The 18,172-nt window shown below is 68.9% G+C and carries 16 protein-coding genes; 10 read left to right on the top strand and 6 right to left on the bottom strand.

Going from position 1 to position 18,172, the window contains the following annotated elements; all coding sequences use genetic code 11:
* The first annotated feature begins 8 nt into the window (after positions 1–8).
* The 10 genes from ACFO8M_RS04855 to ACFO8M_RS04810 all read left to right on the top strand — a co-directional run bounded on the left by ACFO8M_RS04855 (position 9) and on the right by ACFO8M_RS04810 (position 10,479).
* Complete coding sequence (locus tag ACFO8M_RS04855; RefSeq protein WP_387971337.1) at positions 9–674, top strand: hypothetical protein; 666 nt, start codon at positions 9–11, stop codon at positions 672–674.
* Between the two features lie 60 nt (positions 675–734).
* Positions 735–1,289 (top strand): hypothetical protein, encoded by a 555-nt coding sequence (locus ACFO8M_RS04850; RefSeq protein WP_387971335.1) that lies wholly within the window; start codon positions 735–737, stop codon positions 1,287–1,289.
* A gap of 669 nt (positions 1,290–1,958) precedes the next feature.
* Positions 1,959–3,761, top strand: a complete 1,803-nt coding sequence (locus ACFO8M_RS04845; protein WP_387971678.1) for a phosphoenolpyruvate carboxykinase (GTP) — start codon at positions 1,959–1,961, stop codon at positions 3,759–3,761.
* A 283-nt stretch (positions 3,762–4,044) separates the two neighbouring features.
* Entirely contained in the window at positions 4,045–4,812 is a 768-nt protein-coding gene (locus ACFO8M_RS04840) for an isoprenyl transferase (protein WP_387971332.1), read from the top strand.
* A 140-nt stretch (positions 4,813–4,952) separates the two neighbouring features.
* On the top strand, positions 4,953–5,465 hold the full coding sequence (locus ACFO8M_RS04835) for an RNA polymerase sigma factor (RefSeq protein ID WP_387971329.1): 513 nt from the start codon (positions 4,953–4,955) through the stop codon (positions 5,463–5,465).
* On the top strand, positions 5,462–6,646 hold the full coding sequence (locus tag ACFO8M_RS04830; protein ID WP_387971326.1) for a hypothetical protein: 1,185 nt from the start codon (positions 5,462–5,464) through the stop codon (positions 6,644–6,646). Before ACFO8M_RS04835 ends, ACFO8M_RS04830 begins: the two co-directional genes overlap by 4 nt.
* Positions 6,647–6,814: 168 nt before the next feature.
* Positions 6,815–7,351 (top strand): RNA polymerase sigma factor, encoded by a 537-nt coding sequence (locus ACFO8M_RS04825; RefSeq protein ID WP_387971323.1) that lies wholly within the window; start codon positions 6,815–6,817, stop codon positions 7,349–7,351.
* A complete protein-coding gene (locus ACFO8M_RS04820) occupies positions 7,351–8,547 on the top strand; it encodes a hypothetical protein (protein ID WP_387971320.1) in 1,197 nt (398 codons plus the stop codon). Before ACFO8M_RS04825 ends, ACFO8M_RS04820 begins: the two co-directional genes overlap by 1 nt.
* Positions 8,548–8,707: 160 nt before the next feature.
* Positions 8,708–9,262, top strand: a complete 555-nt coding sequence (locus ACFO8M_RS04815; protein ID WP_387971318.1) for an RNA polymerase sigma factor — start codon at positions 8,708–8,710, stop codon at positions 9,260–9,262.
* Entirely contained in the window at positions 9,259–10,479 is a 1,221-nt protein-coding gene (locus ACFO8M_RS04810) for a CARDB domain-containing protein (RefSeq protein WP_387971315.1), read from the top strand. The genes ACFO8M_RS04815 and ACFO8M_RS04810 overlap by 4 nt, the downstream gene beginning before the upstream one ends.
* 55 nt (positions 10,480–10,534) lie before the next feature.
* Here the strand turns inward: ACFO8M_RS04810 and ACFO8M_RS04805 are convergent, their stop codons facing one another.
* From ACFO8M_RS04805 to ACFO8M_RS04780, 6 genes are all read right to left on the bottom strand, one after another.
* Positions 10,535–11,089 carry an isochorismatase family protein gene (locus ACFO8M_RS04805; protein ID WP_387971312.1) on the bottom strand — a complete coding sequence of 185 codons (555 nt, stop codon included), beginning with the start codon at positions 11,087–11,089 and terminating at the stop codon, positions 10,535–10,537.
* 92 nt (positions 11,090–11,181) lie between these two features.
* Positions 11,182–12,858 carry an aa3-type cytochrome oxidase subunit I gene (ctaD, locus tag ACFO8M_RS04800; RefSeq protein WP_387971309.1) on the bottom strand — a complete coding sequence of 559 codons (1,677 nt, stop codon included), beginning with the start codon at positions 12,856–12,858 and terminating at the stop codon, positions 11,182–11,184.
* 225 nt (positions 12,859–13,083) lie between these two features.
* Entirely contained in the window at positions 13,084–13,488 is a 405-nt protein-coding gene (locus tag ACFO8M_RS04795; protein ID WP_387971306.1) for a roadblock/LC7 domain-containing protein, read from the bottom strand.
* An 11-nt stretch (positions 13,489–13,499) separates the two neighbouring features.
* Positions 13,500–15,920: a sensor histidine kinase gene (locus ACFO8M_RS04790; protein ID WP_387971303.1), complete on the bottom strand. Its 2,421-nt coding sequence runs from the start codon at positions 15,918–15,920 to the stop codon at positions 13,500–13,502.
* A gap of 107 nt (positions 15,921–16,027) precedes the next feature.
* Positions 16,028–17,371, bottom strand: a complete 1,344-nt coding sequence (locus tag ACFO8M_RS04785; protein ID WP_387971300.1) for a TrkH family potassium uptake protein — start codon at positions 17,369–17,371, stop codon at positions 16,028–16,030.
* Between the two features lies 1 nt (position 17,372).
* On the bottom strand, positions 17,373–18,053 hold the full coding sequence (locus tag ACFO8M_RS04780) for a potassium channel family protein (protein WP_387971297.1): 681 nt from the start codon (positions 18,051–18,053) through the stop codon (positions 17,373–17,375).
* Positions 18,054–18,172 lie beyond the last annotated feature (119 nt).

The raw sequence follows: 18,172 nt of genomic DNA, 5'->3' as shown, positions 1-18,172 counted from the left end.
GGGGTGCCATGCCGAACGACACCGAATACGCCACCGCCGTCGCCGCCTACCTGAAGGAACGCGCCGACGCCGACGCCGAGATCCGCGCCGCGGTCGCCGCTTACCAAAGCGAGGCCGACCGCCTCACCGCCACCGTCGAGGCCGCCCGCACCGCCCGCGACGACGCCAACAGCGCCTCCGTCGACGCCGCGGCTCTCGTCGCCGAGACCGACAAGGCCGTCGCCGTCCTCTGGCGCTCCCTCGGCGACTTCGTGGGCCATCGCCTTACCGGCCCCACGCCCTCCGCCGGAGAACCCGACCCGGACCCCGACACCGAACGCGTCCGCGCCCGACTCCAACGCTCCGGCCGCCTCCTCTCCCTCGCACGTCAGGGTGAACTCCCGATCGAGGCGCCCCGCCACACCGAGGTCACCGCCGCCGCCATCGGCCTGGGGCTCGGCTCGCTCGCGGTCTGGGCGGCACTGTGGATCCTCTGGTCCGGCAGCCTTCCGTTCGCCGAGGCCCTGGCCGCGCTGACGCTGTTCCTCGGCATCGGGACCGGCCCGATCGTCTTGGGCGCGTGGCTTTCCTGGCAGTACCGGGTCCGTCCCCGCCCCGGTCAGACCATCATGTGCGTCGGCGCCGCGATCGTCGCGGTGTGCGCGCTGGCGGGCCTGTTCATGAGGGGGCTCTGAAGGGCTGTTGACGCCATGGGGTACACCTGATGCGTCAACGAAACGTGAGGAGTCCCGTCAATGGCCGCCAACGACGACACAGGCTCGTGGCATTACGGCCCGCTGCCGTCCACTGACGACGCCCCCGCCTGGATCTACGGGATCGTCCCGGACGGCTGGATCTCCGGGCTCCCCGACGTCACGGTCGACCGCGACGAGATGATCATCATCTGCCCGCTGCCGACCCCCGACCACCCTGCCGATGCGACCGAGTCCGACAGGGCCGCAACGGAAGAGGGGCGGATATCCCGCTTCCGGGAAGCCACCCGCGACATGCGGGTGCAGATCGCGCAGCAGCTCCAGTACCGGTACCACCGGCAGGCCTCGTGGGGCGCGCGCTGCGGGTCGACGACGATGGTCTTCACGCACCAGTCGCTGCCCGTGACGACGCGTCTGCGCCAGCCCGAGCGGCTCGTGCTCGACACCCTCGTGGGCTCGGGTGTGGCCGCTTCGCGCTCGGACGCGCTCGCCTGGTGCGTGCGCCTGGTCGAGCAGCACGCCGAGGACTGGCTCAAGGAGCTGCGCGAGGCGATGGTCAGCGTCGACGAACTGCGCCGCCGAGGGCCTTCGGTCTAGCCGGGGCGATACGCGAAGGGCGGGGGGCTACCCCGCCCTTTTTCGTGCCCGCTCAACTGAGGATCAGGTAAGCCAGCACGACCGCCAGGACGATGATGAAGGCGACCACGAAGCCGATGGTCGCGGTCCTCGCTCGCCCCGGCTGCGGTTCCTGTTCTCGGTGCGCCATCGACGTCTCCAACGGTTCGGCACTCGACTGTTACAGACCTGCATCTTCACCCCAAGGCACCCCATCGTGCGGCGTTACACGCCAAAAGGTTTCGACTCGTGCTCGAAACCGGTTCGCGATGGCGATCTAACGCGCTCGTTCCATGATCGAAACCGATCGCATTAGTTGAGGGCATCGGTCAAATTCAGTCTCCGATGATCGAGGATGCGCGGTCACGCAGAAAGTACAAGTAGTTGTGCTCGTTTCGAGCTTGAATGCGCACAAGATCAAAGTTGGCGGGTCGCGCCCCTGTTCAGACCTGGACCGATCGAGCACGACCGCCTGCGCGTGCCCGGGTATTCCCGTAACGTCCGAAAGACCGGTCCCGACCGGAGCATTCGAGCTCCGGCCTTGAGGCACGGCCCGACGCCGGCGGCCACAAGCGGCCGGCGCGCGCTGCGCATGAGAACAGCACCGAAGGAGCCACCGTGAGCATCGAAGTCTCCACCGCCGATCCCTCGATCGGACTCACCGATCCGCCCACCCGCCACCACAGGCTGCTCGCCTGGGTCGGCGAGGTGGCCGAGCTGACCGACCCCGACCAGATCGTGTGGTGCGACGGCAGCCCCGGCGAATGGGAGCGCCTGACCGCCGAGCTCGTCGCATTCGGCACCCTCGTCCCTGTCCCCGCGAAGCCGGACTCGTTCCTCGCGCGGACCGACCCGAACGACGTCGCCCGCGTCGAGGAGCGCACGTTCATCTGCTCGGCCGACCCCGAGGACGCCGGGCCGACCAACAACTGGACCGCGCCGGACTACATGCGCGAGACCATGACCGGCCTCTACCGCGGCTCCATGCGCGGGCGCACCATGTACGTCGTCCCGTTCTGCATGGGCTCGCTGGACGCGGAGAAGCCCATGTTCGGCGTCGAGATCACCGACTCCGCCTACGTCGCGGTCTCCATGCACATCATGACGCGCATGGGCACCAGCGTGCTCGATGCGATGGGGAAGAACGCCGACTTCGTCAAGTGCCTCCACTCGGTCGGTGCGCCGCTCGCACCCGGCGAGACGGACGCCCTGTGGCCCTGCAACGAGACGAAGTACATCTCGCACTTCCCGGACGACCGCGAGATCTGGTCCTTCGGCTCCGGCTACGGCGGCAACTCGCTGCTCGGCAAGAAGTGCTACGCCCTGCGCATCGGCTCCACGATGGGCCGCGACGAGGGCTGGCTCGCCGAGCACATGCTCATCCTGCGTCTGACCAGCCCGGAAGGGAAGGTCTACCACGTGACCGGCGCGTTCCCCTCCGCGTGCGGCAAGACCAACCTCGCGATGCTCGAGCCGACGATCCCGGGCTGGAAGGTCGAGACCCTCGGCGACGACATCGCGTGGCTCCGCTACGGCGAGGACGGGCGCCTGTGGGCCTCCAACCCCGAGTACGGCTTCTTCGGCGTCGCGCCCGGGACGGATTACCGCACCAACCCGAACGCCATGCGCACCATCGAGAAGGGGCACACGCTCTTCACGAACGTCGCGCTCACCGACGACGGCGACATCTGGTGGGAGGGCATGGGCGAGTCCCCCGAGCACCTGATCGACTGGAAGGGCCGCGACTGGACCCCGAACTCCGAGGAGCCCTCCAGCCACCCGAACAGCCGCTTCTGCACGCCGATCAAGCAGTGCCCGGTGCTCGCCGAGCAGTACGACGACCCGCGCGGCGTCCCGATCGACGCGATCCTCTTCGGCGGCCGCCGCGCGACCACGATCCCGCTCGTGACGCAGGCCCGCGACTGGGTCCACGGCGTGTACATGGGCGCGACGCTCTCCTCGGAGACCACCGCCGCGGCCACCGGCAAGGTGGGCGTGGTCCGGCGCGACCCGATGGCGATGCTGCCGTTCATCGGCTACAACGCCGCCGACTACTTCGGCCACTGGATCGAGATGGGCAAGGCCGCGACCAGCGAGGACCTCCTGCCGGAGGTGTTCTACGTCAACTGGTTCCGCCGCTCCGAGGACGGCCGCTTCCTGTGGCCCGGCTTCGGCGAGAACTCCCGCGTCCTGAAATGGGTCGTCGAGCGCCTCGAGGGCCGCGGAGAGGCCGTCGAGACCCCGATCGGGTACTGCCCGACCCCCGAGTCGCTGGACGTCGAGGGGCTCGACATGGGCGAGTCGGACCTCAAGGCCGCCCTGCAGGTCGACCCTGAGGAATGGGCCGAGGAGATCCCGCTGGTAGAGAGCTGGTTCGCCCGCTTCGGCGACCGGCTGCCCACGGTGCTCTGGAGCGAGCTCGACGCGCTGAAGCAGCGCCTCGACCTGCCCTAGGGGGAGAACTCACGGCTCGCAGGCGCCCGCTCGGCAGGGGTCGAGACAACCCCGGTCACAGACCGGGCCCGGCGGGTACCTGCGAGCCGTGCATTCGTTTCCAGAGCGGATCATTCGAACCGCGAATGCATAGCCGCGCCGGAGCTTGCGAGCCGTAATTTCGCACCCTCGGCGAAGCTTGCGAGCCGTAAATGGGCGACCTCGGCGAAGCTTGCGAGCCGTAATTTGGCACCCTCGGCGAAGCTTGCGAGCCGTAATTTGGCACGGCCTACAATTGCCGGTTGTGGCGATCTCGAACCTGCTTTACCGGATCTATGAGCGTCGGCTCGCGCGCGAGCTGACCGGCCAGCCGCTGCCCAGACATATCGGCGTCATGGTCGACGGCAACCGTCGCTGGGCCCGCGACATGGGCCTGACCGACCCCAACGACGGGCACCGCGCCGGCGCGAAGCACATCGAGCGCTTCCTCGGCTGGAGCGAGGAGCTGGGCGTCGAGCACGTGACCATCTGGCTCCTCTCGACCGAGAACCTCTCCCGCCCGAAAGAAGAACTCGACCCGCTGCTCGACATCATCGACGAGCTCGCCGGGGAACTCGCCGAGGACGACCAGCCCTGGCAGCTGCGCATGGTCGGCGCCCTCGACCTCCTCCCCGAGGAGCACCAGGCCGCGCTCAAAGGCGCCCAGCAGCGCACCGCCGACAAACGCGGGATGCAGGTCAACCTCGCCGTATGCTACGGCGGCCAGCGCGAGATCGCCGACGCCGTGCGCTCCTTCATCCTCGAGCAGGCCGCCACCGGCGCGAGCCTGGAGCAGGTCGCCGAGTCCATCGACGCCGACTCGATCGCCCGCCACCTCTACATGACCGGCCAGCCCGACCCCGACCTCGTGATCCGCACCAGCGGCGAGCAGCGCATCTCCGGGTTCCTGCTGTGGCAGTCGGCCTATTCGGAGTTCTACTTCTGCGATTCGAACTGGCCCGACTTCCGCCGGGTCGACTTCCTGCGCGCGGTGCGGTCCTTCGCCATCCGCGACCGCCGCTACGGCAAATGACGCCCTGAAGAAAATCCCGATCCGGGTGGGACGACCGGGTGGGCTCGTTCGTGTGGGGGGTGCGGTCGACGCGACCGTGCCGCGAACCCCCTACAGCGAGGACCCGCATGGATGCAGCAGTCGCCACGGAACCGTCCATCATGGGTAGATCTCGAGCCGCGCCCGACCGTCGGACGGAGTTCGATGCCTTCTACGCCAACAACATCGGGCAGATCACCGCGCAGATCCGCGCCTACGTCGGCGACCACGCCGAAGCCGAAGACCTCGTCGCCGAGGCGTTCACGCGGGCACTGACCCGCTGGAAGACCCTGAGCGCGTACGACAACCCGGCGGTCTGGGTTCGCCGTGTCGCCTGGAACCTCGCCACCTCGAGGCTCCGGCACGTCACCTTCGTCCGGCGCTTCCTGCGCCGCCAGCGCATCACCGACGTCGAAGGGCCCCAGCCCGACCGCGTCGACCTCGAACGCGCGCTGGCCGTACTCAACGAGCGCCACCGCAAAGCGATCATCCTCCACTACATCGCAGGCATGACCAGCGCGGAGATCGCCGAACAGGAGCACGTCGCCGAGTCGACGGTCCGCACCTGGCTGGCCAGGGGCAGAGCCGCGCTCGCCGAGCGCCTGCGCATCGAAGACTTCAAGGAGCAGCCGTGAACACCCCCGACCCAATGGCATCGATCTTCGCCGGCTACACCGACGACACCGCCGCCGAAGTGAAGGGGAGCAGCACCGGTCCGCTGTGGCGCAGGGCGAGGCGGCGCCGCATCGGCCGCACCGCGGCCGCCGGCGTTGCCGCACTCGCGCTCATCGCCCCTGCGACGTGGCTCCTCGCGAACGCCGCCGGGGCCGACGAGCACGAGGGGCCGCAGGCCGGGCAGGAGAGCGCCACCGACGAGGAGGGCGTGCTCTCCGAGCTGAAGGAGAACTACCTGGACGAGCTCGGCCCGAAGGCCGACCTCGTGGGGACGACACTGGACCTGCCCTCGTTCGTTCCCGGGAACGCCGACGTCGACGCGGTCTGCGGAGTCGACGACGCAGAGCTCGGCGACGGCAGGTACGAAGAGCCGGTCGAGGACGGCGCGGTGTTCTTCGTGCAGTCCTCCATCGTGCTCACAGAAGGGGGCTACGACTTCTACTACGCCGGGCTCTTCGGATGCCGCTACGGCGAGGAGACGCTGTACCAGGCGGTGGTCCTCGATGAGGTCGAGGACGACACGTGGGCCGCCGGGACGCAGCTCGTCCATTCGGTACCCGGCGGTGAATCACCCCAGCACCTCCCCAACAGATCCGAAGACGGCCTGGTCGTCGGCTTCGCCGAACGCTACGACCCCGCTGCCGACGACCTCCGGTACTGGGCCGAGCGCATCACGCTCGACGCCGACGGCGAGCCGGTGAGGGAAGTGCTCGGCGAACTCGGCCCGGAGAGCTACTCCGCGGTGTCGGTCGAGGTCGCTGCGACGGAGACCGAGGAGGACGGCGTCTGGGCCGTCACCGTCGAGGCCCATAACACCGGGCCGCGGACCCTCACCGACTATGTGCTCACCGCAGCCACGGATCCCGAGGTGGAGATCCTGTCCGGGGGCCCCGTCAACCTTCGCACCGACCCGCTCGGGACGTGGAGCCCCGTTGCCGAGGTCGACGAGATCCCGGTCGGCGGCGTCTTCAGCTACGAGTGGACCGTTGCCGTCGGCGAGTACGCGGAGCCCGAGTACGCGGCAGACCTGCCGCAGATCATGGTCGAGTTCATCTCGGCCGCCCCGTACGACGACCTGCCCTTGACCGCGCAGACCCTGGGCTTCTACGGAACGGGCGGCGGCTGCGTCTTCGTCGAGTGACCCGGTGCGACAAGGCCCCCGCGAGCGAGCTGGCGGGGGCTTCGACGTGCCTGGCGGCCATCGCGTGAAGATTCTTCGAATCCGGCTGCGTCATTCCGGTCGCGCACTTCGTGTGGGGAGTGCGATCGAACCGACTGCACGCCCCCGACCCTGGAATCGAGGAACCGGATGACCGCGAGCCCAATCGTGCAACAGTCCACTGCGTCCCGGGCATCCCCCGCGGCCCGCGCCGACTTCGACGGGTTCTACGCCGCGAACGTCGACCAGATCACCGCGCAGATCCGCGCCTACGTCGGCGACCTCGCCGAGGCCGAGGACCTGGTCGCGGAGGCCTTCTGCCGGGCGCTCGCCCGCTGGGGGTCGATCAGCGCGTACGACAACCCCGCCACGTGGGTGCGCCGGGTCGCCTGGAACCTGGCGACCTCCCGGCTGCGCCGCGCCGCCGTGCTGCGCCGGTTCCTGCGCTGGCAGCGGCCCGCGACCGCTGAGGCCCCCGGTCCGGACCGGATCGATCTGGAGCAGGCACTGTCGGAGCTGAACGTGCGCCACCGCAAGGCCGTCATCCTCCGCTACATGGCCGGGATGACCACCGCGGAAATCGCCGATCAGGAGGGCGTCGCCGAGTCGACCGTCCGCTCCTGGCTGACACGAGGAAAAGCGGCGCTCGCGGAGCGGCTTCGCATCGACGAATTCGAGGAGAGCTGATGACCACCCCTGAGCGGGATCCGTTGGACGTCATGTTCGACCAGTACGCCGCAGCCACCGCCGCCGAGACCACCCGATCGACCACCAGGCAGTTGCGGCGACGGATGCACCGCCACCGGGCCGGTCGCGTCGCGGCCGCCGGTGTCGCCGCCGCGGTCCTGGCCGTCCCGGGCGGCTGGATGTTCCAGCAGAACGTGGCCGCCGATGAGCAGGAGACCGCCGATGAGCAGACTCCTGAGCAGACTCCGGAACCGACCATCACGGATGAGAACCGCGTGCTCACTGAGGAAGAGCGGTACCTGAACCTGCTCGGCCCGAGCGTCGACCTCATCGGAGCCGAGCTGGACCTGCCGTCGTTCGTCCCCGGCGACGCCGACGTCGACGCCGTCTGCGGGCGCGATGGAGTAGTGCTCGGCGACGGCAGGCACGAGGAGCCCGTCGAGCCCGGCTCGCTGTTCCTCAAGGAGGCACTTCCAGGGACGCTGGCCGGAGACGGAGGCGACTGGGCCGAGGTCGGGCTCTTCGGATGCCGGTACGGCGAGGAGACGCTGTACCAGGCGGTCGTCCTCGAAGAGGAATCGGACGGCACGTGGGTGGCCCGCGAGCAGATCGTCCACTCGGTGCCCGGCGGCGAGTCGCCGCAGTACCTGCAGAGCACCGATGAGGACGGCGTGCTCATCGGCTTCGCCGAACGGTACGACCCCGCCGCGAACGACCTGGCCTACTGGATCGAGAGCGTCGGGTTCGACGCTGCGGGCGCGCCCGTGAGGGAGAAGCTCGCCGAACTCGACGAAGCGGGCTTCTCCGACACGTCGGTCGAGGTCGCTGCGACCGAGACCGAGGAGGCGGGGATCTGGACCGTCACCGTCGAGGTCCGCAACAACGGGCCGCGGGAAATCAGCGACCACGTGCTGGTCGCCGCCGTCGACAAGGAGGTCACGGTCCTGTCCGGGCAGCCGCTCGCCACCGTTGAGGACGAGGCCTGGACCACGCTGGCCGAGATCGATGAACTCGGAGTCGGGGGGTCCTACAGCCAGGAGTGGACCGTGTCCGTCGGCGCCGACCAGGACGACGACACGATCCCGCCGAAGTTCGACGCCAGCCTCGAGGCGGTCACGCCGTGGGAAGAGCGGCCCGAGATCGTGCAGACCGTTTTCTGGGGCCAGGAGAACGCGGTCTTCTACTTCTGGGAGTGACCGAGTGCGGCAAGGCCCCCGCGAGCATCGCCCGCGGGGGCTGTCGCGTTCCCGGTGAGCGAGGCCACTCGGGTTCGGTGCGGCATCCGGTGCATAACTTCGCGCCCACCGCTCGTGTATCTAGTGCGGACCCCCGCGCTACCCGAGTTGAGGAGCCCCGATGATGCCGACCCGCGACAGGCCATCCCCCACATTGGAGGGCGAGGCCGCGCAGACGCCGCCACTGCGCGCGAACAACGAATTCGACGACTTCTACGCCGCCAACGTCCGCGCCCTCACCAGCCAGCTGCTCGCCTACACCGGCAACAAGGCCGAAGCCGAGGACCTGGTCGCGGAGGCCTTCTGCCGGGCGCTCGCCCGCTGGAAGAAGGTCCGCGAGTACCAGAACCCCACGGCGTGGGTGCGCCGCGTGGCCTGGAACCTCGCCACGAGCCAGCTGCGCCGCCGCGGCGTCGTGCAGCGCTTCCTCAACCGGCAGAGGGAGACCCACGAGACCGCGCCCGACGGCGACCGGGTCGACCTGATGCGGGCGCTGGCCGGCATCACCCCGAACCACCGCAAGGCCGTCATCCTCCGCTACATGGCGGGCCTGACGGTCACCGAGATCGCCGAGCAGGAGGGCGTCGCCGAAGCCACCGTCCGCTCTTGGCTCTTCAGAGGCAAAGCCGCACTGGCGGAACGACTCAGCGTGCAGGACGAGAAGGAGCAGCGATGAACCCCGAAGACGAGATCCGTTTCGCAGAGGCCTTCACCGAGTTCGGCGAAGCCGCCGAGCTCATGGTCGAACCGCCGGACGCCACGGTGATCCGCGGCAAGGTCCGCCGCCGCCGCGTCACCCGCGTCGCCGTCGCCGGTGTCGCCGCGCTGGCGCTCATCGCCCCCGCCTCCTGGATGCTCCAGCAGGCCGCGACCGCCGAAGAACGGGAGACGCCGCAGATCGCCGACGACACGAGCACCACCGTCGTCGAGGAGGAGCAGTCCACGAAAGCGGAGGAGCCCACGCCTCCCGAGGACGCCGAGACCGAAGCGGAAGTGGAGTCCTCCGACGACGACTTGCCGACCATCGAGGACCTGGTCGGCACCACGATTGACGGACTGCCCTCCTTCATGCCCGGCAACGACATGGTCGACCAGGCATGCCCGGTTGACGGGGCCGTGCTAGAAGACGGCACGACCGGCGGCTACATGGACGGCGGCGGCCGGATCGGGCTCCTCGAAGTCGTCCACGTCCAGATGTCCCCTGACGGCGGGCGGGAACTGCCGGTCCTGCTCCTGGGCTGCCGCTTCGGCGAGGCCGCGGCCTACCAGGTGGTGCTGCTCGACCAGAGCGAAGGCGATGGCCACTGGTACTTCTGGGAGCAGCTCGCCGCCTCGAAGATGAACGCGGACTCCCCCTACGACCTCGCGCCCGGGCCCGACTACGGCGTGCTCATCGGCATCGCGGAGCAGTACGCGTGCTGCGGCACGGACCCGGATTCGCTCGAGTACTGGGTCGAGCTGGCGAGCCTCGACGTCTCGGAGCCCGTGCTCGAACGCGTCGAAGAGGGCCCGCTCCCGGACCTCGCGGTCGCCGTCGAGGCGACCGAGACCGAGGAGGCCGGCGTCTGGACCGTCGAAGCCACGGTCCGCAACGACGGCGACGAGGCCTCCGGCGACTACCACCTGATCGTCTGCGCCGACCCGAACGAGATCGCCGCCGACTTCGAGGTCGTCGACTGCGGCATCGACGCCCCCGTCATCGAGGACATGAACGGGCTCGCGCCCGGCGAGGAGTACACCGCCTCGTGGGAGGTGACCGTCGCGCCGAGCAGTGAATGGATCGACGGCGCCTACCTCTGGCTCGAGATCGCCCCCAACACCTTCACTGCGGACGGCATCGCCCGCGACCGGACGCTCGCGGACAACACGGCGTTCTTCGAGTTCACCGAGTAGCCCCATACGACGAGGCCCCCGCGAACACTCGCGGGGGCCTCGTTCGCGTCCAGGTTCAGGCGACCGTCACGCCAGCTTCTTCGAAGTCTTTGAGCGCCTTCGCCTTCGTCTCTTCGGCGACCGCGGCGGTGTAGTCGAGGAGGACCGTGGTCTGGAAGCCTTCGGCGGCGGCGTCGAGGGCGGTGGCCCTGACGCAGTGGTCGGTGGCGATGCCGACGACGTCGACCGCGTCCACACCGCGTTCGTGCAGCCATTCGGCGAGGCTCGTCTCGCCCGCGGAGCCCTCGAAGCCCGAATACGCGGCCTCATACGCGCCCTTGTCGAACACGGCTTCGGCGACCGAATGGTCGAAGTTCGGGTGGAAACCGGAGCCGGCGGTGCCGACCACGCAGTGCGGGGGCCACGAGTCGCGGAAGTCCGGTTCGGCCGAGAAGTGCGGGCCGGGGTCGATGTGCCAGTCCCGCGTGGCGACGATGTGGTCCCAGCGGCCCGGGGCGGAGCCGACGAGCTCGGTGACCGCCGACGCGACGGCCGCACCGCCCGCGACGGCCAGCGACCCGCCCTCACAGAAGTCTTTCTGGACGTCTACCACGATCAATGCCCGGCTCATGACTCGATCCTAGTGACGCGGTCGCACCACCGGAAGGGCCGGTGCGCGAAAAAGCCCGGGAGCATTCACTCCCGGGCTTCTTCAAGCGTGCTTTAGTGCCCCTTGACTTCCTTGACCAGGTGGCCCCACTTCTCGTCGAAGACGGGGCGCTCCGAGCGGATGCGCGGAAGGCGGTCGAAGTTGCGCAGCGGCGGCGGGCAGCTGGTCGCCCATTCGAGCGAGCCGCCGTAGCCCCACGGGTCGTTGGTCTCGACCACGCGCCCGGCCTTCCAGGACTTGAACAGGTTCCAGATGAACGGCAGGGTCGACAGGCCCAGGATGAACGCGCCGATCGTGGAGATCATGTTCAGCGTCGTGAAGCCGTCCGTCGCCTGGTAGTCGGCGTAGCGGCGCGGGAAGCCCTCGGCGCCGAGCCAGTGCTGCACCAGGAAGGTGGTGTGGAAGCCGATGAAGGTCAACCAGAAGTGGACCTTGCCGAGCCGCTCGTCGTACATGCGGCCCGCGACCTTCGGGAACCAGAAGTAGACGCCCGCGTAGACGGCGAACACGATGGTGCCGAACAGGACGTAGTGGAAGTGCGCCACCACGAAGTAGGAGTCCGAGACGTGGAAGTCCACCGGCGGGCTGGCGAGCAGGACGCCCGAGAGGCCGCCGAGGAGGAACGTGACCAGGAAGCCGATGCTGAACAGCATCGGGGTCTCGAAGGTCAGCTGGCCCTTCCACATGGTGCCGATCCAGTTGAAGAACTTCACACCGGTGGGGACCGCGATCAGGAAGGTCATGAGCGAGAAGAACGGCAGCATGACCGCGCCGGTGGCGTACATGTGGTGCGCCCACACGGCCATCGAGAGGCCCGCGATCGCGAGGGTCGCGGCGACCAGGGTCTTGTAACCGAAGATCGGCTTGCGGCTGAAGACCGGGAAGATCTCGGAGACGATGCCGAAGAACGGCAGCGCCACGATGTACACCTCTGGGTGTCCGAAGAACCAGAACAGGTGCTGCCACAGGATCGCCCCGCCGGTCTCCGCGTCGAAGACGTGGGCGCCGAGCTGGCGGTCGGCCATGACCGCGAGGAGCGCGGCGAAGAGGATCGGGAAGACCAGGATCACGAGCAGGCTCGTGATGAGGATGTTCCACGTGAAGATCGGCATCCGGAACATGAGCATGCCCGGGGCGCGCATCGTGATGATCGTGGTGATCATGTTGACCGCACCGAGGATCGTTCCGATACCCGAGATGGACAGGCCCACGAACCACATGTCGGCGCCGATGCCCGGCGAGTTGACCGCGTTCGAAAGCGGCTGGTAGGCGAACCAGCCGAACGAGGCCGCGCCACCGGGGGTGATGAACCCGGAGACGGCCAGGATCGAGCCGAGCAGATACAGCCAGTACGCGAAGGCGTTCAGACGCGGGAACGCCACGTCGGGCGCGCCGATCTGCAAGGGCACCAGGTAGTTGCCGAACGCGAACACGATCGGAGTCGCGAACATGAGCAGCATGATGGTGCCGTGCATCGTGAACAGCTGGTTGAACTGCTCGGAGGACACGATCTGGAGGCCGGGCTGGAACAGCTCGGCGCGGATCAGGAGGGCGAGGACACCGCCGATCGCGAAGAACGCGAAGGAGGTCACGAAGTAGAGCAGACCGATCTGCTTCGCGTCCGTCGTGCGGAGCGTGCGGGCGAGCCAGGAACCGTTGGGCTCCCGGCGTACCGGCCAGGGGCGCGCGACGATAGGCGTTGGCTCAAGCTTCGGCTCAACCGTGGTCACCTGTGGGCCTCCATGATTCATTTCCAGGTAGCGAATCGCAGCATAGCGCCGCGAAGGGCCGCCGATGCGGAGGGGGATTGCGCAAACGGCGTGGCGGAGCGTGATCGGATGCTGCGCTCATCGTGGTTGTTGCAGGTTGCGTCCGCGACAGGTCGATATCGAGGAGCTGTGCCCGCGGGACGCCTGATCGGGCCGGCGCCCGCGGGTGAGCAATCTCCTACAGGACTAGATGCCGCCGCGGGCGTCGGGCTCGAGCGCGGCGTAGACCCGCTTGACCAGCAGGGCGGTCTCGTAGCCGACCTGGCCGAGGTCGCAGCCGGCGTTGGCGAGCACGGCGAGCTGGGCGCGGTCGCCGACGGCCATGAGCAGCAGCACGCCCTCGTCCATGTCGATGACGGACTGGCGGATCCGGCCGGCGTCGAGGACCTTCGCCGCACCGGTCGTCAGGCTCGCGAGCCCCGAGGTGATCGCGGCGAGCTGGTCGGCCCGGTCGGTCGACAGGCCGCGCGAGGCGGCGATGGCGAGGCCGTCGACGGAGACCGTGAGCGCCTCTGAGACGTCCGGGACCTTCTCCACGAAGGAGGTCAGGAGCCAGTCGAGTTCACCGACGTTCTTGTCCTTGTTGTCCATCTCGCTGCTTTCTATTGGCGTTGTTCGTGCGCGGCGGCCGCCGCGATGCCGGAAGCGAAACCGGCGAGCCGGTCCCTGATCGCGGCAGGGTCGAGGTCGGTTCCGCCGCCGCCCGAACGCGAGCTGGGGACGGAACCTGGGAGCAGACGGGATCCAGGCGCGCGACGGGGCAGTTCGGCGCCGTTGACCTTGCCGGAGGTTTCGAGTGCTCGGTTCACCTTCCTGAAGGTAACATCCAGCGCTTCGGTCGCGGGTCCCGCGGGGGCGTGGGACCCGTTCCCGCCGTTGAGTGTCGTGCCAGCTACAGGCAGTGGTTCGGGGGTCGATCCGGCCTTGCGCGGACGCGGGACGATCGGCTCGACGGCGCTCGGCGCGCTCGTCTCGGCGCCCGTTCCGGTCACCGGCAGGTTCGCCGCGCGGGCCGAGAGCGCGAGGCGCGCTGCGGAACCGGAGCCGTCGGGGGACAGACCCACCGGGTCCTCGGCGTGCGCACTCGAGGGGATGCGCACCAGCGCGAGCGTGCCCTTGCCCATCGTGGAGTGCAGCTGGACGCTGATCGAGTGGTCGGCCGCGAGCCGCCCCACCACCAGGAGGCCCATGGTCGCGGTGAGTTCGGAGTTGAGCTGGGTCGGCTCGGCCAGGCGGCGGTTGATCGCGGCCATCGGCTCGGGGGCGAGGCCGATGCCGTCGTCCGCGATGGAGATGACGATCTCCGAGCCCGAGCGCCGGGAGGTGACGCGCACCGACTGGGTCGGCGGCGAGTAGGAGGCCGCGTTGTCGAGCAGCTCCGCGAGGATGCGCACGAGGTCGCCGGCGGGCTTGGTCTCGAGCCGGGCGCCGACCTGGTTCTCGACGACGACGCGTCCGGCGTCCTCGATCTCGGACACGGCGTCGCGGATGATCGTCTCGAGCCCGGCCGGGTGGTTGTAGCGCCGCTGCGGGTCGCCGCCGGCGAGCAGGAGCAGGTTCTCCTCGTTGCGGCGCATGCGCGCGAGCAGGTGGTAGACGCTGCGCCACTCGTCGGGGATCGAAGTGGCCGAAGTGCCCTCGACGAGGGCTTCCATGACCTGCTGCTGGCGGCGGATGAGGCTCTGGCCGCGGCGGGCGAGGGTCTTCATCATCGCCTCGACGTCGATGCGCAGCAGCGCCTGGTTCGCGGTCTGGCGCAGCGCCTGGTGGTGCGCGGCGCTGAAGGCCTCGGCGAGGCTGTCGAGCTCGTCGGCGTAGCGCGAGTCGGTCTGCAGCACGGTCTGGCGCTTGGCGGCCTGGAGCAGCCGGTCCACCTCACCCGCGTTGGCGGCCTGGGAGACCGCGGCGACGGTCTTCGGCAGCGTGTCGTACGCGGCGGTCAGGGTCGCCTCGCGGACGCCGTCGACGCGCAGGCTGATCCGGCGGGCGAGCATCGCCGCCGAGATGATCGAGGTCAGCGCCAGCACGAGCACCAGCGCGAACGTCGTCAGGAGGGTGCGCGAGGCGGCCGCGCGCATGTTGTCCACGTCCCCCTGCATGAACTCCAGGACCTCGCCCTGCGTGTGGTCGAGGGAGGCGACGACCGCGCCCTGCGCGACCGAGAACTCCGAGGGCGTGATGGTCGGGATGTTGCCGCGCAGGTAGATCCCGAGGGCCGTCTGGGCGTCGACGACCTCGGGGGAGTCCATGGCCGCCTTGTAGACCGAGCTGGTCTCCTGCGAGGCGTTCGCCTGGAACTCCACGATCTGCTGGTCGAAGGACCCGGACAGGAGCGCGACGCGCGCGAGGGTCTCGCGGCCGACCAGGACCGCGCCCTCGTCGCCCAGCAAGGCCAAGTCTGCGGCGACGGTGAACTGGATTTCGGCGGCGATGCGGCCGGCCTGCATGACCGCGGCCAGGGAGTCGAGGTGCGCCGAGACCTGCGCGTCGTTCACGAGGCGGGGGAGGATCGCGGCGATGGCCACGATCTGGTCGGCGACCTTGGTGTAGATGATGAACGCGTCCTCGACCTCGTCGTCGGTGAACACGGCGTCGCCGTTGGCCAGCTCGTCGAACGCGGTGCGGGCCGTCTCGAGATCCTCGGCCTGGGCGAACAGCTGCCCCAGGTCGTCCTCGAGGGAGGGGAACCGGGCGACGGCCCTGTCGGCGGACTTCTGCAGCTCGTCGAAGGCCTTGTCGGTCTCGCGGCGGGCCACCGCGGAGTCGAACTGGCCGCCGAAACCCTCGATCACGGTCATCATGAGCGGCCCGGCTTCGAGCTGGTGCCTGTCCAGGGTCTGGTTGAGCGACAAGGAGAGTTCGGCGAGCACCTCGGCGTCGGTCGCGTTCTGGTAGTCGTCCCACACCGTGACCGTCTGGAACAGCCCGAGTACCAGCATCCCCATGAGCGCCGCCGCGATCGGCAGCATCAACTGCATCCGAATCGGGAGGCGACTGGTGCGCTGCCGGTTTTTGCGGGCCATCGGGGGGCGTCCTTTCTGAGGGCGAAAGCGCTGCGACGTGCTGACGACCATCTTCGCTTGTGCTACGAGGGCCGCGTGAGGCGGGGCTCACTCCTTTGATCAGCCGTTCAGCCTACGAGGGGCCGTCCTTCCGGGTATCGGTACAGGCGGTGGCGGACGCGGAGGGCGAGCGACGCGGCGAAGAGGACGGGCCCGACGCGGCCGACGAACATCGCGACCGTCAGCAGCCACTTCGAGGGGTCGTGGAGGTCGTAGGTGATGCCGGTCGACTGGCCGACGGTGGCGAGCGCGCTGGCCGCCTCGAACATGAGCGGGGTCAGCTCGACGTCGGGTTCGAAGCGCTGCAGGAGGAACACCGTGAGGGCGTTGCAGGCCACGTAGACCAGGGCCACCGACAGGGCCTCGCGGATGACCGACGGGTTGATGCGGTGCCGGAAGGCGTTCACCTCGGGTTCGCCGCGGACCTCGGCCCAGATCACCCACAGCAGCACGAAGAACGTGGTGACCTTGATGCCGCCCGCGGTAGAGGCCGATCCGCCGCCGATGAACATGAGGATGATGGTGGCGAGCAGCGAGTCCTCGCTCAGCGCACCGACGTCGATGGAGTTGAAACCTGAGGTGCGGGCGACCGCCGACTGGAAGAACGCGGGGATCAGCCGGTCGTACCAGGCCCATTGGCCGAACGTCTCGGGGTTCGACCACTCGAAGAGCAGGAACGCGAACCAGCCGCCGATGAGGAGGACCGCGCTGCCGAACAGGGTCATCTTGGTGTGGAGGGACCACTTCCGGTGTCCCCAGCCGCGGCGGGTCATCTCGAAGACCACGGGCATGCCGAGGCCGCCGAGGATCGCTGCGGCGCAGATCGGCAGGGAGATCCACGGGTCGGTCGCGTAGCTCATGACCGAGTCCGAGAAGAGCGCGAACCCGGCGTTGTTGAAGGCGGAGATGGAGTGGAAGACGCCGAGCCACACCGAATAGCCGCCGAAGCCGTACGTGGCGAAGCGGATCGCCAGCACCACGGCGGTCACGACCTCGACGATGGCGGTGAAGGCCACCGTGAGCAGGAGGACGGACCGGAGGTCGCCGAGGTGCAGCGCGGTGCTGTGCTCGGCGCGGGTCATGAGCCGGGTGCGCAGGCCCAGCCGCTTGGAGACGAGGAGTCCGAGCAGCACGGCGCTGGTCATGATGCCGAGGCCGCCGACCTGGATGCACAGCAGGATCACGAACTGCCCGAAGGGCGACCAGTGGACGGGGGTGTCCACGGTGATGAGGCCGGTGACGGCGACGGCCGAGGTGGAGGTGAACAGCGCGTCGACGTACCGCGTGCCCCCCGGTTCGGCCTGCGCCACAGGAAGCATGAGCAGGCCGGAACCGGCGAGGATGAACCCGATGAAGCCCATCGGGATGATGCGGACGGGGTTGCGGAAGAACGCCTTGATCTTCTCGGTCATGTCACGTCGTGGACGCGAAGTGCTCGACCTTGGTGGTCGCCCCCGAGACGATGAGGGTGTCTCCTTCGGCGATCACGGTGTCCGGTGTGGCGTAGGTGAAGTCCTCGCCGGGCTGCTTGACGCCGACCACCGTGACCCCGTACTTGCTGCGCAGCCGCGACTCGCCGAGGGTCCTGCCGACCGCTTCGGCCGGGGCCTTGGTCTTGACGATCGCGAAGCCGTCGTCGAACTCGATGAAGTCGAGCATCTTGCCGCTCACCAGGTGCGCGACGCGCTCGCCCATCGCGGCCTCGGGGTAGACCACGTGGTGGGCGCCGGTGCGGTGCAGGATCTGGCCGTGCTTGGCGTTGATGGCCTTCGCCCAGATCTCGCGGACGCCGACCTCCTCGCACGCGAGGACGGTGAGGACGCTCGCCTCGATGTCGGTGCCGATCGCGACCACGACGTGGTCGAACTCGCCGATGCCCAGCTGCGCGAGCACCGCGGACTCGGTCGAGTCGGCCTGCACGACGTGGGTGAGGGTCTCCGACGCCTTCTGCACGATGTCGGATCGCTCGTCGACGGCCAGGACCTCGTGGCCGAGCCGGGTGAGGGACTCGGCGACGGCTGACCCGAAGCGGCCCAGGCCGATCACGGCCACGGTCTCCTCAGTCGGGCTCTCGCCCCTGCCGAACAGGTTCATACGTTCTCTCTCTTCAAGAGCACAGGGTGGACTCCGGTGCTGTCACGAGGCCTGATTCTGCCACCCGGCGCCCGTCTCCGGAGCGCGCACTCGGGGCCGCACCGGATGACCTGCGCCGT

Origin of the sequence: Glycomyces rhizosphaerae (assembly GCF_042647865.1) — a bacterium.
Classification (GTDB): domain Bacteria; phylum Actinomycetota; class Actinomycetes; order Mycobacteriales; family Micromonosporaceae; genus Glycomyces; species Glycomyces rhizosphaerae.
This window is presented reverse-complemented; position numbering and strand designations above follow the sequence as displayed.

Coding starts and splice junctions, on each gene's coding strand:
- ACFO8M_RS04825 (WP_387971323.1), top strand. CDS start 6,815: ATGACCGCGAGCCCAATCGTGCAACAGTCCACTGCGTCCCGGGCATCC.
- ACFO8M_RS04790 (WP_387971303.1), bottom strand. CDS start 15,920: ATGGCCCGCAAAAACCGGCAGCGCACCAGTCGCCTCCCGATTCGGATG.
- ACFO8M_RS04850 (WP_387971335.1), top strand. CDS start 735: ATGGCCGCCAACGACGACACAGGCTCGTGGCATTACGGCCCGCTGCCG.
- ACFO8M_RS04855 (WP_387971337.1), top strand. CDS start 9: ATGCCGAACGACACCGAATACGCCACCGCCGTCGCCGCCTACCTGAAG.
- ACFO8M_RS04795 (WP_387971306.1), bottom strand. CDS start 13,488: ATGGACAACAAGGACAAGAACGTCGGTGAACTCGACTGGCTCCTGACC.
- ACFO8M_RS04815 (WP_387971318.1), top strand. CDS start 8,708: ATGATGCCGACCCGCGACAGGCCATCCCCCACATTGGAGGGCGAGGCC.
- ACFO8M_RS04810 (WP_387971315.1), top strand. CDS start 9,259: ATGAACCCCGAAGACGAGATCCGTTTCGCAGAGGCCTTCACCGAGTTC.
- ACFO8M_RS04820 (WP_387971320.1), top strand. CDS start 7,351: ATGACCACCCCTGAGCGGGATCCGTTGGACGTCATGTTCGACCAGTAC.
- ACFO8M_RS04780 (WP_387971297.1), bottom strand. CDS start 18,053: ATGAACCTGTTCGGCAGGGGCGAGAGCCCGACTGAGGAGACCGTGGCC.
- ACFO8M_RS04805 (WP_387971312.1), bottom strand. CDS start 11,089: ATGAGCCGGGCATTGATCGTGGTAGACGTCCAGAAAGACTTCTGTGAG.
- ACFO8M_RS04785 (WP_387971300.1), bottom strand. CDS start 17,371: ATGACCGAGAAGATCAAGGCGTTCTTCCGCAACCCCGTCCGCATCATC.
- ACFO8M_RS04835 (WP_387971329.1), top strand. CDS start 4,953: ATGGGTAGATCTCGAGCCGCGCCCGACCGTCGGACGGAGTTCGATGCC.